This window comes from Gluconacetobacter brunescens, assembly GCF_048695475.1.
Classification (GTDB): Bacteria; Pseudomonadota; Alphaproteobacteria; order Acetobacterales; family Acetobacteraceae; genus Gluconacetobacter.
Map to the genome: position 1 here is coordinate 1,201,077 of NZ_JBLHEN010000001.1, position 15,139 is coordinate 1,216,215.

The following is a 15,139-nucleotide window of genomic DNA, read 5'->3' on the forward strand; positions in this document are numbered from 1 at the left end:
GGGGCCTCGTTAGCACGCCATTCGATCACGCCAATGAAATTCCCATTTAAAAAACAGCCTGCGCGGGAGGGGGAAATGTGACCCCGAACAGCGCGCCGGGACGCTCATCGTGCCTTCGGGCATTGGAAATGGTCAATTGCGCGTTGTGCAGGCGCAGGATGGCCGAGACGAGGCTGAGCCCCAGCCCGCTGCCCGGCACATGGCGGCTCTTGTCCGAACGATAGAAGCGGTTCATCACCGCCTGGCGTTCCTGGGGCATGATGCCGATGCCGGTATCGGCGATTTCCAGCCGCGCCGCGCCCTGGCTGTCGGTGAAGGTCGCCAGGGTGACGTCGCCGCCTTCATCGGTGAATTTCAGCGCGTTATCGATCAGGTTCGCGAGCACCTCGATCAGCAGGTCGCGGTCGCCATGCACCGGAACCGGCCCCGATGCGGCGAGAAATTCCAGCCGGATCTGCCTTGTCTCGGCGATCGGCTCGTACAGATCGACGATGTCGGCCGCGATCTCGTTGAGGTCCACCAGCGAGAATCCGCCCCGCCGGCGGGCATTCTCGATCTCGCCGATCCGCAGCAGGGCGGTGATGATGGAGAAGCACTGGTCCAGATCGTCGATCGCCCGCGCGATCACGGTACGCAGGTCGTCGGCCGACAGCGCACCGGCCTGCGCGCGGTCCAGCCGGGCGCGTACGCGGGCCAGGGGTGTGCGCAGGTCATGGGCGATATCGTTTCCGACGTCGCGGATCTCGCCCATCAGATGCTCCAGCCGGTCCAGCATGCGGTTCACGCTGCCGGCCAGGCGCTGCATCTCGTCGCGCTGGCGCCCGGCGGGCAGGCGCTCGTGCAGGTCGCCATCCATGATCCGGTCGATCGCCTCGTGCATCCGGCCCACGCGCCCCAGCGCGCGATGGCTCAATATGATGCCGCACAGCAGAGCGAACAGCACCGTGGGCACGATCGAAACCAGCAGCGAATGGCGCATCATCAGCCGCCATTCCGCCAGCATGTGCAGCCCGCGCCCCAGCACCAGCACCCGGTCGCCCGCGACCGGTACCGCCAGGATGCGCAGCACATAGGGCGCATCCTCGTTCGGCCGTACCGTCAGTTCGTGGACGTGGCCATCGACCTCCAGCCCCTCGGGCCAGTCGCGCAGGTCGCCCGCGACATGATGATGGGCCGAATCGAACAGGGCGGCCTGGTTGATCACCACGCGCAGGTCGTCGGTCGCGCGCTCGCTGATCTTGTGCGCCAGATCCTGCGGCGATTCCCGCGCCAGCAGGGCGGCCTCGCGGTGCAGCAGGGCGTCGGTACGGCGGAACTCGAACGCCTTGGTCTGGGTGTATCCCACCGAGAATTGCAGCGCCGCCGTGCCGATCATCGCCACGACCACCGCCAGCGTCAGCCGGAACGTCGCGGTGCGCAGCACCTCGCCCAGTTGCATGGCCTATTCGGGCACGCGCAGCATGAAGCCGGTGCCCCGGATGCTCTGGATCAGCGGCACGCCGGCCGGATCGTCGATCTTGCGCCGCAGCTTGCCGATATGGACATCCACCAGGTTGGTCTGCGGAATGAACCGGTAGTTCCACACATCTTCCAGCAGCATGGTGCGGGTGAGCACCTGATTGGGCCGGCGCATCAGATATTCCAGCAGCCGGAACTCGCGCGGCAGCAGGTCGATCGGCTGGCCGTCCCGTGTGACCGTGCGCTCGATCAGGTCCATGCTCAGCGGACCGACATGCAGCATGGTCTCGCGCGTGTTGTTGGGGCGACGCATCAGCGCCTCCAGCCGGGCGGCCAGTTCCTCCATCGCGAAGGGCTTGGTCAGGTAGTCGTCGCCGCCGGCCTTCAGGCCGCTGACCCGGTCATCGACCGCCGAGAGCGCCGAGAGCACCAGCACCGGGCTGGAAACCTGGCGCCCGCGCAGGGTCTCGATCAGCGTCAGGCCGTCCAGCTCGGGCAGCATCCGGTCCACGACCATCACGTCGAACGTCTCGGCCAGTGCCGCCGCCAGTCCGGCCGGCCCGGTCTGGGCATGGCAGACGGCGAAGCCCCGGCTTTCCAGCTCTTCGGCGACTTCCTGGGCGATCTTGCCGTCATCCTCCACCAGCAGCACCCGTGGCCTGGCCTCCCGGCCCGGTCCGGCCTCCCCTGGCGAGGGAAACGGTTCTGAGGTCGATGTCGCATTCATGGTCCGGTCAGGCATGATCGCACCCCGCCTCAAGCACCATTAAATTCGGTTTCACCACGCTCTGCCGCGCCCTCGTCCACCGCCGGCGCGGCGTCGGGGTCGATCCCGTCCAGCCCGCGCAACTGCTTGGCCACCACCCGCGTCCGCCGCCGTGCCTCGTCGATCGACGACGACATGGCCGAGGCATTGCGGGCCAGCCGTTCCAGCACGCCGTCCATCCGCAGCATCTCCTGCCGGGTGGCGCCCAGCAGCCGGGCGATGCCATCGGTCCGTTCCTCCAGCGCCATGGTGACGTATCCCAGATGGATCGTCCGCAGCATGGCGGGCAGCAGGCCCGGCCCCATGATCATCACCCGGCAGGTACGCCCGATTTCGTCCACCAGCCCCGGAATCCGCGCGATTTCGGCATAGAGCCCGTCGGTGGGCAGATACAGGACCGCGAATTCCACCGTCACCGGCGGGACGATATATTTGGCGGCGATCTTGCGGGCTTCAATCTTCAGCGTGGTTTCCAGCGCGCGGCGCGCGGCGCGCTCGGCCTCGGCATCCATCCGGTCCACGGCATCCAGCAGACGCTCGTACGCCTCGGTCGGGAATTTGGAATCGATCGCCAGCAGCGGCGGCGTGGTGGCCCGCACCGGCATCCGCACGGCGAATTCCACCACCTCCGCACTGCCCTCGCGCAGGCGGCAATTGGCCTCGTAGGCGCCGGGCGGCAGCACGTCGTCGAGGATGGCGCGCAACTGCGCCTCGCCCCAGCCGCCGCGCGTCTTGACGTTGGAGAACAGGCGCTTGAGGTCGCCAATCTGCGCCGTCATCGCCGAGACCTCGCCCATCGCCTTCTGCATGGCCGTGAACTGCTCCAGCACGCGCTGGAACGAAGTCTGCATCTGGCGTTCCACCGCCTCGTGCAGGCGTTCGTCCACCGTGGCGCGAATGGCTTCGATCTGGCGCGCCGAACTCTCGGCCATCTCGCGCAGTGCCTCGCTCTGGCGCACCCGGGCCTCGGCCAGGTCGCGGGTCAGGGATTGCGCCATCATCGCCAGCCGGTCGGCAGTCTCGCCCCGAAACTGGTCCAGCCGGGTGCGCTGGGCCTCGGCATCGGTCTGGCGGGCTGAGGAGTCGCGCTCCATCATCACATAGACACGCGCCAGCAGGTCGCCGCCATCCGTTCCGCGCCCGCCGCCGCGCCGGGCCATCAGCACCAGAACCGCCACGATCGCGATCGCCGCCAGGGCCACAAGCCCCCACACGCCGGCGCCCAGACCGTCGGACATCGCCTCTCCTTCCAAAAACCGCCTACTCCACCAGCCGCCGCATCACGCCGGGCAGGAAGAGCGAGAACGGATTGACCCGCAATGCCGGCGAATCCAGCGCCCCGCTGACCGCGAAGGTGGCCGCCAGCAGGCCGCCCTCCTTCTCGGGGCTCATCAGCCGCCCCACCCCCGGCATGTGGCCGGGAATGGTGTTGACGGCGAAGGCGGGCACGATCGTCCCTTTCAGGTCCAGCTTCCCCCGGTCGAGATCGACCGGTCCCTCGAGCGTCACCCCCAGCGAGGCATTGCTGGCCACGCCGTCATGCACTGCCAGGATGCCGTCGCGGAAGGTAAAGGGCAGCGAGATGCGCGCGATCGAGAAGCCCGGCGCCTGCGCGGCCTGCATCCAGCCATACAGCGACGCATTATTGGCCAGGCGCACCACCCGCGGCACCTCACGCACCGTGATCGGATCGACCGTCAGCACGCCCGCGAAGGGCGCGCTGGGCTGGGCATCGTCGAACACGCCCTTGATAACGGTCCGGCCGCCGTCGAACTTCGTGCTCACACCCAGCGTGCGCAGCATCAGGCCCAGATCCTCGACGCTGGCCCACAGATGCCGGCCGTCATGCTCCGGCGTCAGCGTCGCGCTGGCCGGCGACGGGCCGGCCATGGAAAACCGCATCCGCGTGAGGCGGACGCCGTTATCCTCCAGATGCGCATGCACGCCGGTCAGCGCCGATTCCCGGGCATAGAACAGGGTCCGGACATCGGCGTCGATCAGCCAGCTTCGTCCGGGCGGCCCATGCACCCGGCCCGACGCGGCCTCCGGCATGTGATAGGCGCCCTTGGCGGGTGTTTTGGCAGATGTCGCCGAGGCCGGCGTGGGGGCCAGCAGCGGCGAGAGATCCAGCACCGACGCATGGACGGCCACATGGAGCGGGTCGTTCGGGCGGGGCGAGACACCCACCGTCGCGTCGCCGCGCGACCGGCCGACGCGGAAGCCGCGCATCATCAGGGTGCGCCCGCCATCGCGGCCCATGGTGGCGCGGCCGTCGATCAGCAGGTCCGGGCCCGTCGCATGAATGGCCTCGACCGAAACCAGGCGTCCGTCGTCCAGCCCCAGCCGTGCCGAGGCTTCAGCCGGCTGCCCCCGCTGCTTGCTCCATACCGGGATGGTCAGCGCGGCATCGGCCAGATCCAGCTTCAGGCCCACCTGCCCGGCGCCGCCGGGGAAATGATCGTAATCGACATCCAGGTTCGCGCTGCCATGGAAGCGCTGGCCGACATCGAAACCGGCGCGCACCGCGCTCTCGGGCGTGACATGCGCACGCACATGCGCGGTCTCGGTGGTGCGGACATCCGGCGTGCCCCGGAAATCCATGCCATAGGTCAGGACCGACTGCATGCCGCCCAGCAATGCCGTACCGTGCAGGTTCAACCCTTCGGTGGTGGCATCCAGCGCCACCCGTCCGTCATCCAGGTCCCGCCCCTGCACCACGTTGCCCAGATGCAGATGGTCCACGTCGGCATGGCCGTTGAGATGGATCTGATCGACCGACACCTTGTCGTCCAGCGGCAGGACCAGATGCAGCACCACCCGCGCATTGCCGCTGGGCCGCTCGAACGCAACCGGATGGCGCGACAGCAGGTGCAGGCGCGGCTCGGCCAGCAGGGCCAGCACATCGCGCAGATTGCCGCGCAGGGTGGTGCTGATGTCGCCGATCTGGTCCTTTCCCTGCAAACCGGTGATGCGCATATGCCCGTCGCCCACCGCCAGATGCCCGATGCCGGTGGCGCCGACATGCCGGCCGGCGCGCTCCATGGTCTGGGTGCCGTCGCTGAAAGCGATCGACAGTGCATCGGGCCCCTCGAAGGTCAGGACGGCATTCACCCCTTCGATCGGCGGGATCGGGCGCAGCCAATGCAGTTCCAGGTCCGAGCCGCTGACGCCGCCGGTCATCGACCGCATGGTGAGCCCCCCCCACCCCGCCGGGCTGCCCAGCCCGATCGCGACATGCAGGTCATGCGCCGCGCCGCGCGTGATGTTCCGTGTGACCCACATACGCGCGCCCTTCATCGCCCCTTCCGGCCAGTAGGAGCCGAGCGTCGCGAAATCGAGCGCCGGAATGGTCGCATCCACCGAGCCGTCGATCGGACCGGGGCCGTTCAGGCGGGCAATGTCCAGCGCCGCATGGGCCGTCAGCGTGGCGGTATCGGTGGGCGTGCCGGCGGGTCGGTCGGACGGCAGCAGGCTCGCCGTCAGTGTGTCCAGCCGGATCTTCGCCCCGCCCGGCAGCAGGCCGCCGCCAGCATCGGGCGTGAAGTCGGCAGCGAAATCGGCTCGCGCGCCGGCCACGCGAATCAGGCCATGGGGGCCCGTCACGATGCGGCCGGCGCCGGTTTGCACGCGCAGCGCCGCCGAAACCGGGCGGGCGATCAGCCCGTCCCGGCCGGCCGCCAAATACACCGTGCCATCCAGCCAGACGGGCAGGTCGGCATGCGCCAGGCCCGGCGACAGCGGGGCCAGTGCGCTGGGCGTCACCGGCGTCGTGGACAGATGCCAGACCAGCCCGGGGGCGCCGTCAGCCTGGCTATCAGCCTGGCCGTCGGCCCGCAGCGAGGCGCGCACGCCCGGCCCCGCCAGGGTCAGGCCCGCATGGCCGACCAGGCCGAACAGGGCGGCATGATGCACGGCATGCAGGTCGGCATTCACGCCGTCGGCGTGCCAGGTCTGGCCGGTGGACAGGTCGTGCAGCGTGATCGCCACATCGTCCAGCGCCAGCCGTTCCATCATCCGGGGATCGAACGGCGGGCCCTTCCCGCCGCCATGGGCGGGTGCTGATCCGGTATCGAGGCCGATCGCGCCGTCACGGCCCCGCCGCAGCGCCACCCGCGCGCCGGAAAGCGCCAGTTCGGGCGTGACGACGCGCCCATGCAGCAGCGGGCCGCTGGCCACCACCAGCCGCACCGCGCCGACGCTGGCCGCCACGCTGCCGTCGGGCCGGTGCAGCCGCAGATCGCCGGCCGCCACTTCCAGCGGCGCGGCCAGGCCACGATGCAGCCAGTCCCAGCCGATGCGCATCTGTCCGAGATCCAGACGGCTGGCCTGCTGCCCCGGTTCGCCAACCGGCAGCACGCGCGCCAGCGCCAGCCGCGCCAGGGGCGTGACATCGACCGGTCGCCACGAAAGCCATGCCAGCACCCCGAGGACCAGCAGTGCCGGCGCCGCCACGCAGGCCGCCGCCAGCATCAACACGAAGCGCGCCCAGCGGCGGGGCCGGGGCGGTCGCGGGTCTTGACCTTGCGTCATGCCGCCGTCCAGGGTGCGCCGCGACCCCGGCGCGCCACGGCGCGGGGTCCGGACCAGGACGATCCATGCCCCGACATCGCACCGCCCGCGCCACCCAGGCGCCGCCCGCCTGCGGCCCGGCCGCCTGGACCGGCCGCGCCTGGCCCGCCCCCGCCGACCCGCGCGGCGCCACCCTGCTGCGCGAGGATCTGGACGAGCTGTGGCGGGAACACGCGCTGGACCCGGACCTGCTGCAAGCCGAAGGCGTGGCGGCGATGCTGGCGGCGATGGGTGGCAACAGCCCCTATCTGGCCGGCCTGATCCGGCGCGACGCCGTGCCGTTCGCCCGCCTGCTGGCCGAGGGGCCGGATGCCGGCATGGCCGCGGCGTTGGACAGCATGGCGGCGCTGACCCCGCGCGACAGCCGCGCCACGATCGCCGCCACCCTGCGCGCCGCCAAGCGCCAGGCCGCGCTGGCCATCGCGCTGGCCGATATCGGCGGCCTGTGGACGCTGGAACAGGTGACCCTCGCCCTCAGCCGCCTGGCCGAGGGCGCGCTGGATGCCGCGGTCAGACATCTGCTGCGTACGGCCCATGATACCGGGCAACTCGTTCTGCCGGACCCTGGCCACCCGAGCCGGGGCAGCGGATTCGTCGTGCTGGCGATGGGGAAGCTGGGTGCGCGGGAACTGAACTACTCCTCGGATATCGACCTGATCGTGCTGTACGATCCCGATTGCCATCCGGGCCACGAGGATTTGCGCCGGATCTTCATCCGCATGACTAGCGACCTTGTCGGCCTGATGGAAGCGCGCGATGCCGATGGCTACGTCTTCCGCACCGACCTGCGCCTGCGCCCCGACCCCTCGGCGACCCCGCCGGCGATCTCGTTTCCCGCCGCCATCGCCTATTACGAAAGCATGGGCCAGACCTGGGAACGCGCGGCGATGACCAAGGCCCGCCCGGTGGCGGGCGACATCGGCGCCGGCCGCCGGTTCCTGCGCGCGATCCACCCCTTCGTCTGGCGCCGGCATCTCGATTTCGCGGTGATCGACGATTTGCACGACATGAAGGCGCGCATCGACCATCACCGCAATGCCGGCCATACCGGCCTGTCGCGCCTGACCGACCGCACGGTGCACGACCCCGGGCTGGCCCGCGACTGGCTGCTGGGCCACAACCTGAAACTGGGCCAGGGCGGCATCCGCGAAGTGGAATTCGTCGCCCAGGCGCTGCAACTGGTGTGGGGCGGGCGGGAGCCCGAACTGCGCGACCCCACCACGCTGGGCGCCCTGCGCCGGCTGGTGCGCGCCGGCATCCTGCCCCGCCCGCAGGGCGAAAGCCTGGCCCGCACCTATCGCATGCTGCGCCGCGCCGAACATCGGCTGCAGATGCAGGCCGACCACCAGACCCACAGCCTGCCCGCGACGCGCGAGGCCTTCAATATTTACGCGATCTTCATGCAGGAAGAGAGCGGCCGCGCGCTGGCGGCGATGATGCTGCCGATCATGCAGGAATCGCGCCGGATCTTCGAACGCCAGTTCGCCGAGCCCGAGGGCGCCGAGGCCTCGATCGACCCCGAGGCCGAGGACATGGCGGAGCATCTGCGCGGCGCCGGCTTCGCGGAGGCCGACATTCCCGATGCGCTGGCCCTGCTGGGCCGCTGGAGCGGCAACCGCCTGCGGGCCCTGCGCTCGGACCGCGCGCGCAGCCTGCTGCGCCGGCTGATGCCCGCCCTTCTCTCCAGCTTCGGCCAGCGCCGCGAACCGCTGACCTGCCTGCGCCGGTTCGACGCCATGCTCTCCCGCCAATGGGCCGGGGTGCAGTTTCTCTCGCTGCTGGAGCGCAATCCGGCGCTGATCGGGCGCATTGCCACCATCCTCGACGGCTCGGCCTTCCTGGCCGACCATCTGGCGGAAACGCCGGCGGCGCTGGAAGGTCTGCTGGGCGGCATCGGCGACGACGAGGCCGATGCGCGCACCGCCGACCTGCCGCCCGCCCAGCTCGTGCGCCAGCATGTGGCCACCGCCACCTCGACCGAGCAGTTGCTGCCCGTGCTGCGCACCCTGGTGCGCGGCGAGGAATTCCGCCTCTCCACCGCCCGGCTGGAACATCGCATGGATGTGGACAGCGCCAGCCGCGCGCGCACCGACATGGCCGACGCGGTGATCCGTGGCCTGCTGCGCACCGTCACCGCCGAACATCGGGAACGCTACGGGCGCGTGCCCGGCGGCGCGATGGCGGTGGTGGCGCTGGGCAAGGCCGGGTCGCGCGAGATGATGCCCGGCTCGGACCTGGACCTGATGCTGATCTACGACCACCCGGCGGAGGTGACCGAAAGCGTGATCTCGTCGCGCGCCGCCGCCGAGGGAGGTGGGCTGCCGTCGCGCCCGCTGCCCGTGGGACAATATTTCGTCCGGCTGGCTCATGCCTTCGTCGCCGCGCTGACCGCGCCGGGCCCCGAAGGCCCGCTCTATGAGGTGGACATGCGGCTGCGCCCCTCCGGCTCCAAGGGGCCGGTCGCGCTGTCGCTGGACTCCTTCCGCCGCTACCATGCCGAAAGCGCCTGGACCTGGGAGCGCATGGCCCTGACCCGCGCGCGGGTGGTCGCCGGCGCGCCGGCGCTGGTGCGCGCCATGCGCGCGGCGATCGGCACCGCGCTGGATGGCAGCCCCTCCCCCGCCGCGCACCGGACGATCCTGGACGATGCCAGCGCGATGCGTGCCCGGATCGCGCGCGAATTGCCGCCCGAGGGGCCGTGGGATATCCGGCGCCGGCCGGGCGGGCTGATGGATGTGGAATTCATCGCCCAGACGCTGCAACTGGTCGCCGGCACCGCCGAGGCGCGCTCGCCCTGCACGCGCGAGGCGCTGCGCCTGCTGGCGCGACATGGCGATCTGGACCCTGCGGCGGAAACCGTGCTGCTGCGGGCGGACCGGCTGTGGCGATCGGTGCAGAGCATGCTGCGCATCCTGTTCGGCGCCCGTCCGCCAACCGACCCCGCCACCATGCCCGCCGCCACCAGCGACATCCTGCTGCGTGAGATCGGCGTGGCGTCGATAGACGAGGCATTGCGCCTGATGGACGACCTCGCCAGGTCGGTGCGCGCCCTGTTCGCGCGCCTGATCGGCCCGGTGGAGGACCCGGCGGAGCCCTTGCGGGCACCGGCAAACCCATCAAAATAGAACGCCCGCCCACGACAGATCGCCCCGAACGGGGTCGAACGGAGACCCACCATGGCCGAAACCCCGATTTTTCCCGCCATCGGCGCCCCGGTGCCGGATTTCGACATGCAGGCCAGCAAGGGGCGGCATGTCAGCCTGGCGGCGATACGGGGCAAGCCGTTCATCCTGTATTTCTACCCCAAGGCCAGCACGCCCGGCTGCACCACCGAGGCATGCGGCTTCCAGGAGGCCCTGAGCGCGCTTGGCGGCACCGGCATCCCCGTCATCGGCGTGTCGCGCGATTCGATGAAGGCGATCGACAATTTCGCCACCAAGCAGAACCTCGCCTTTCCGCTGGCCTCGGACGCCACCGGCGCGGTGACCGAAGCCTATGGCGTGTGGGTCGAGAAGACGCTGTATGGCCGCAAATATATGGGCATCGAACGCGCCACCTTCCTGATCGACGGCGCGGGCCGGGTCGCCCGCGTGTGGCGCAACGTCAAGGTGCCCGGCCATGTTGCCGAAGTGATGAAGGCGGCATCCGAACTCTGACACCCACTCAATAGGCCGGATAGGCGTACCCGTAGGGCTGCGCATAGACCGGCGGGGGCGGCGGCGGGGGCGGAGGGGGCGGCGCATAGGCCTGGGCCGCGATCGCCGTTCCGGCCGCGCCGATCAGCGCCCCGCCGATCAGGCCGCCGACGAAGGCCCCGCCCATACCGGGGCCACGACCGTAATAACCCCGGCCGCCCCAGCCGGGACCACGACCATAATAGCCCCCGTGCCAGCCGCCACCGTGCCAGCCGGGACCGCCATATCCGTGACCGCGCCATTGCGCATGGGCCGCCGGGGCCGCGGCAGCGAGCCCCGCCGCCATCACCGGAACCACCAGCAGAAGCCGAGCCAGTTTATGCATGGCCGTACCCTTTCTTTCCGTGCAGGAACCGAACCATCCTGCATGAAAGGAAACACACCATCCTCTCATGGCGATTTACGGGCAGGTTTCGCCCCATTTCCGTCATGAAGTGAAGGAGACGGAAACCATCTCGCAGAGCCTGACCTGAAATGCGCTCAGGGGTGGGCGGCCTGGATGGTCTTCAGCCCCTCCGGCACCGCGAAGACCGCGTCCGGCTGGGCGGCGTGGGTCACCTGTTCGGCGCGCACCACGATCTGGTCGTCCTGCATGACCTGGAGCATGTCGCCGCCTTCGCTGTAGCAGACATCGCTGACCCGGCCGTCGCTGTCATGCGTGTGCCAGATGGTGCAGCTCTCGCCGGCCACCAGCATCGTCTCGCCGCGCGCCCAGTTGCCCGATGCCCGCTGCCCCGGCTCCGACAGGGCCTGGGCGGGGGCGGGAATGACCGTGCGGGCGCCACGGGCCTGGTCGATCACCGTCAGGCTGCCCGCGCGATAATCGGTGATCATGTACGTGGCCGACCCGTCGGGATCGACGCGCTGCCGACGGGTGGCGGCGGACCAGCGCATGCGCTGGTGCTGCAACGGAATCGACGGGTCGGGCGATGCCAGCGCGTAACGGATATCGACATCCTGCTGCGGCGTGACGAACGGCGCATCCCCCGCCGCCCGCGCCGCCTGTCCGAGGGGCTGGGCCAGGGTGAGGACCAGGCCCGCCAGCGCCAGACGGCGCGTTCTGCTGTTCATTGGCTGGACTGTGCTGCCCCACCGGTTACGGGCTGGCCGCTGCCCACCGCGTGCGAGGGGGCGACCCGATGGCGCGTGACCATCTGGTAGCCCTCGGGCGGCTGGAACGTGCTGGCAGGAAGAGGGGCGTAGGTGATGCGCGTGGCTTCCAGCCGGCCCTTCATGCCGTCGCCATCCACGCCGTCCTCGCGCAGGATCACGCCGTCATCGGTGACGCAGGCGGTGGCCGTGCCGCGCCCCGACACCACGGCCCATTCGGTGCAGGAAACCCCCGCGACCTGCGCCTTGCCCTTGCGGGTGAACTGCATAGACAGATCGAGCAGAAACGGGTTGCGGATGCCGTTATGGGCATCGAACTGCGTATAGACCTTCTGCTTGTTCAGCACGATCGTCACCTGCCGCGTGGTGCGGTTGAGGATGGTCGAGCCCATGGCCTCGGGACTGTCGATGCGCATCATGCCGCCATTGGCGGTAAACCAGGCCTCGATCGTCTTGGGGGCCGGCGCGCCGTCGGGCTGCACGGCATATTGCACCTGCACGTCGCGCGCGGGGGCCAGCGGCGGGTGGTCCGCCTCGCTCTGCGCTCGCGCGGGCTGAACCGCGATTGCCGTCATCAGGCTCACCGCCAGCGCGCCAGCCAGGCCCGCGCGCGCCCCTGTCGGATGGATCATGGTCCTGAATTCCTTCCTGCTTTCGATAATGCCCGACGACCCTATCCGCTTCCGTCGCCGGACGAAATTGCGCCTGCGTCGCTTCCGCCCCGCATGGCGATAATTTCATGACGGATTGCATCACGCTCATCGGCCGAGCTTTCGTCCGGCCAGCGGGCCGGCAGGCGCAAGGCTGCCGCCAGATGCTGCTTGTAACGCAATGAGGGAATTTCGATCCCGCCGAAACGCGCCAGATGTTCGGTGCCGAACTGCGTGTCGAGCAGCGTGAAGCCCCCGCGCCGCAGCCGCGCGACCAGCGAGACCAGCGCAGCCTTCGACGAATCGCGGGCACGGCTGAACATGCTCTCACCGAAGAATGCCCCGCCGATCGCAACCCCGTAGAGGCCGCCCACCAGTTCTCCGTCGCACCAGCTTTCCACGCTGTGGGCGTGGCCCTGTGCATGCAGGTCGCAGAACAGGCGGACGATCCGCTCGTTGATCCATGTCTCCTCCCGCCCCGGCGCCGGGGCGGCGCAGGCGCGGATCGTTGCCTCGAAATCGCGGTCGGACACGATCTCGAACCGGTCGGACAGGACGGTGCGCAGCAGCCGGCGCGGAGCGTGGAACCCGTCGAGCGGCAGGATGCCCCGCAATTCCGGATCGTACCATTCCAGCCGCGCCGACCGGGCGTCGGGCGCCATCGGAAACAGGCCGATCGCATAGGCCTGGATCATGATCTCGGGAGTGATGTCCATGCCTTCGCCCATCGCATTCCCCTCGCGTCGTGCCAAGCGGCTGGACACACACCGGCAATCGGTCAAAATTGTAACGGACGCCGGCTGCGCGGCACCCACGAAAAAGAGGTCGACCCATGTCCCGGACACGCCCCCGCCTGATCGTCTCCCAGCATCTGCTGGCTGCCGCCAATGCGCGCATCGCCCGGGATTATGACACGCTGCCCGCCCCGGACCACAAGCTGACGGAAGACGAACTGGTGGCCCAGGCCCGGGATTTCCGCCCTGATGCCGTGGTGGTGACCAGCAGCACGCAGGTTTCCGCCGCCACCGTCGCCGCCCTGCCCGACAGCGTGCGCGTGATCGCCACCATCAGCGTCGGCACCGACCATCTGGACATCCCCGCGATCCTCGCACGCGGCATTACCCTGACCAACACGCCCGATGTGCTGACCGACTGCAACGCCGACATGGCGATGCTGCTGATCCTGGCCGCGTCGCGCCGGGCGAAGGAATATCTGGCGCTGGTCGAATCGGGCTGGGGCCGGACCCTGGGCCTGGACGAAATGCTGGGCACCCGCGTCACCGGCAAGACGCTGGGCATTATCGGCATGGGGCGCATCGGCCGCGCGGTGGCCCGGCGGGCGCGGGGCTTCGAGATGAAGATTCTCTATTCCAACCGCCACCGCCTGGCACCGGACCAGGAAAAAGGCGCGACCTATTTCGCCGATCCGCGCGAGATGCTGCCGCATTGCGACGTGCTGAGCCTGCATATGCCGGGCAGCAAGGACGGCAGGCCGGTGATGACCGCCGAACTGTTCGGCCTGCTGCCGCGCGGCGCCATCTTCGTCAACGCCGCACGCGGCAGCCTGGTGGACGAGGACGCGCTGCTCGCCGCCCTGAAGGACGGGCAGCTCGCCGGCGCCGGGCTGGATGTCTGCCGCAACGAGCCGAACCCCGACCCGCGCCTGATGGCCCAGCCCAACCTGTTCCTGACGCCGCATGTGGGCAGTGCCACGGTGGAAACCCGCACCGACATGTGCATGCTGGCGCTGGATAATGTCGATGCGGTGCTGGCCGGCCGGCCGGCCCTGACCCCGGTTGCGGGATAACGACCATGCAGGCCGGCCAGACCTTCTTCCTCTGCTGCCTCGCGGGCTGCGTCGCGGCCATCGCCCTGGAACTGGTGATGCCGCATTACGCCGGCATGGCCCGCACCGTGATCGGCTTCTACATCCTCGCAGCGATGGTCGCGGCCACAAGGATGATCATCAGCCCCAAAGCCTGACCGGAAAGGCGCGCCGGCGGCCATCCGGCGCGCGTCTCCGGCCTCGGCCTCAGTCTGCCGGCAGGGCCAGGGCCTCTGCCGTGGCGGGGCCGTGGGCGAACAGGACCGCCTCGCGGATCTGGGCCGGTGACGGGCGGATGCCAGTATAGAGCACGAACTGCTCGATAGCCTGGAGCACGATGACCTCGGCCCCGGAAATGACGCTCTTTCCACGCGCGCGAGCCGCGCGCAGGAACGGCGTCTCCGGTGGCTGGGCGACGACGTCGAAGGCGATGGCGCAGGAATCGATCAGCGATTCGGGGAAGGCCAGCGCCGTGCTGTCCGGGCCTTCCATGCCCAGCGGCGTGACGTTGACCAGCAGGGGTGCCCCCTGTTCGGGCATGTCCGGGCGCCAGCGATAGCCATACTCCTCGGCCAGCGTCCGGCCTGCCTCCTCATTGCGGGCCACGATCGTGCCGTCGGTGAAGCCGCTGTCGCGCAGGGCCGCCACCACCGCCCGGGCCATGCCGCCGCTGCCGCGCAGCAGGAACGGGGTCGCGGGGTTGATCGCCCGCCGGGCCAGCAGGCTCCGCGCCGCGATGTAATCGGTATTGTGGCCGATCAGCACGCCGTCGTCATTGACGATGGTATTGACGCTCTCGATCGCCTGGGCCGAGGGCTCCAGCCGGTCGATCAGCGGGATCACGGCTTCCTTGAATGGCATGGAAATCGCGCAGCCCCGGATGCCGAGCGCACGCACACCGCCGATCGCCGCCAGCAGGTCGGTGGTGCTGAAGGATTTGTAGATATAATCGAGGTCCAGCAGCTCATAGAGCCGGTTATGCAACCGCGACCCCGCATTGCCGGGCCGGCCTGACAGCGACATGCACAATTTCGTATCGCGACCAATCGGCGGTTTCATGTCCCTT

Annotated in this window: 13 protein-coding genes; 4 read left to right on the top strand and 9 right to left on the bottom strand. The window is 69.6% G+C overall.

From position 1 onward, the window contains the following. Positions 1-46: 46 nt before the first annotated feature. From ACMAUO_RS05285 to ACMAUO_RS05300, 4 genes are read right to left on the bottom strand one after another with little or no spacing between them, the layout of a single operon-like run. Positions 47-1,438: a sensor histidine kinase gene (locus tag ACMAUO_RS05285; protein WP_420355896.1), complete on the bottom strand. Its 1,392-nt coding sequence runs from the start codon at positions 1,436-1,438 to the stop codon at positions 47-49. A gap of 3 nt (positions 1,439-1,441) precedes the next feature. Next, positions 1,442-2,200: a response regulator transcription factor gene (locus tag ACMAUO_RS05290; protein ID WP_420355897.1), complete on the bottom strand. Its 759-nt coding sequence runs from the start codon at positions 2,198-2,200 to the stop codon at positions 1,442-1,444. Between the two features lie 14 nt (positions 2,201-2,214). Continuing rightward, complete coding sequence (locus tag ACMAUO_RS05295; RefSeq protein ID WP_420355898.1) at positions 2,215-3,462, bottom strand: DNA recombination protein RmuC; 1,248 nt, start codon at positions 3,460-3,462, stop codon at positions 2,215-2,217. A gap of 22 nt (positions 3,463-3,484) precedes the next feature. Beyond that, positions 3,485-6,754: an AsmA-like C-terminal region-containing protein gene (locus ACMAUO_RS05300; protein ID WP_420355899.1), complete on the bottom strand. Its 3,270-nt coding sequence runs from the start codon at positions 6,752-6,754 to the stop codon at positions 3,485-3,487. Positions 6,755-6,819: 65 nt separating this feature from the next. Between ACMAUO_RS05300 and ACMAUO_RS05305 the strand changes: the two genes are divergently transcribed. Then, a complete protein-coding gene (locus ACMAUO_RS05305) occupies positions 6,820-9,918 on the top strand; it encodes a bifunctional [glutamine synthetase] adenylyltransferase/[glutamine synthetase]-adenylyl-L-tyrosine phosphorylase (protein ID WP_420355900.1) in 3,099 nt (1,032 codons plus the stop codon). Between the two features lie 51 nt (positions 9,919-9,969). Continuing rightward, positions 9,970-10,449, top strand: coding sequence for a peroxiredoxin (locus tag ACMAUO_RS05310; protein WP_420355901.1), 480 nt, complete (start codon positions 9,970-9,972; stop codon positions 10,447-10,449). Between the two features lie 7 nt (positions 10,450-10,456). On the opposite strand, the gene ACMAUO_RS05315 is transcribed toward ACMAUO_RS05310, so the two are convergent. The 4 genes from ACMAUO_RS05315 to aat form a co-directional block, all read right to left on the bottom strand. Then, positions 10,457-10,813 carry a hypothetical protein gene (locus ACMAUO_RS05315; protein ID WP_420355902.1) on the bottom strand — a complete coding sequence of 119 codons (357 nt, stop codon included), beginning with the start codon at positions 10,811-10,813 and terminating at the stop codon, positions 10,457-10,459. Between the two features lie 155 nt (positions 10,814-10,968). After that, complete coding sequence (locus ACMAUO_RS05320; RefSeq protein ID WP_420355903.1) at positions 10,969-11,559, bottom strand: hypothetical protein; 591 nt, start codon at positions 11,557-11,559, stop codon at positions 10,969-10,971. Further along, positions 11,556-12,230, bottom strand: a complete 675-nt coding sequence (locus tag ACMAUO_RS05325) for a DUF4412 domain-containing protein (protein ID WP_420355904.1) — start codon at positions 12,228-12,230, stop codon at positions 11,556-11,558. The genes ACMAUO_RS05320 and ACMAUO_RS05325 overlap by 4 nt, the downstream gene beginning before the upstream one ends. A 41-nt stretch (positions 12,231-12,271) precedes the next feature. Continuing rightward, positions 12,272-12,964 (bottom strand): leucyl/phenylalanyl-tRNA--protein transferase, encoded by a 693-nt coding sequence (aat, locus tag ACMAUO_RS05330; RefSeq protein ID WP_420355905.1) that lies wholly within the window; start codon positions 12,962-12,964, stop codon positions 12,272-12,274. A 116-nt stretch (positions 12,965-13,080) separates the two neighbouring features. On the opposite strand from aat, the gene ACMAUO_RS05335 reads away from it, so the two are divergent. Together ACMAUO_RS05335 and ACMAUO_RS05340 are read left to right on the top strand one after the other, a co-directional pair. Next, positions 13,081-14,055, top strand: a complete 975-nt coding sequence (locus ACMAUO_RS05335) for a 2-hydroxyacid dehydrogenase (RefSeq protein ID WP_420355906.1) — start codon at positions 13,081-13,083, stop codon at positions 14,053-14,055. A gap of 5 nt (positions 14,056-14,060) precedes the next feature. After that, entirely contained in the window at positions 14,061-14,231 is a 171-nt protein-coding gene (locus tag ACMAUO_RS05340) for a hypothetical protein (protein WP_420355907.1), read from the top strand. A gap of 49 nt (positions 14,232-14,280) precedes the next feature. Here the strand turns inward: ACMAUO_RS05340 and ACMAUO_RS05345 are convergent, their stop codons facing one another. Beyond that, complete coding sequence (locus tag ACMAUO_RS05345; RefSeq protein WP_420355908.1) at positions 14,281-15,132, bottom strand: shikimate 5-dehydrogenase; 852 nt, start codon at positions 15,130-15,132, stop codon at positions 14,281-14,283. Positions 15,133-15,139 lie beyond the last annotated feature (7 nt).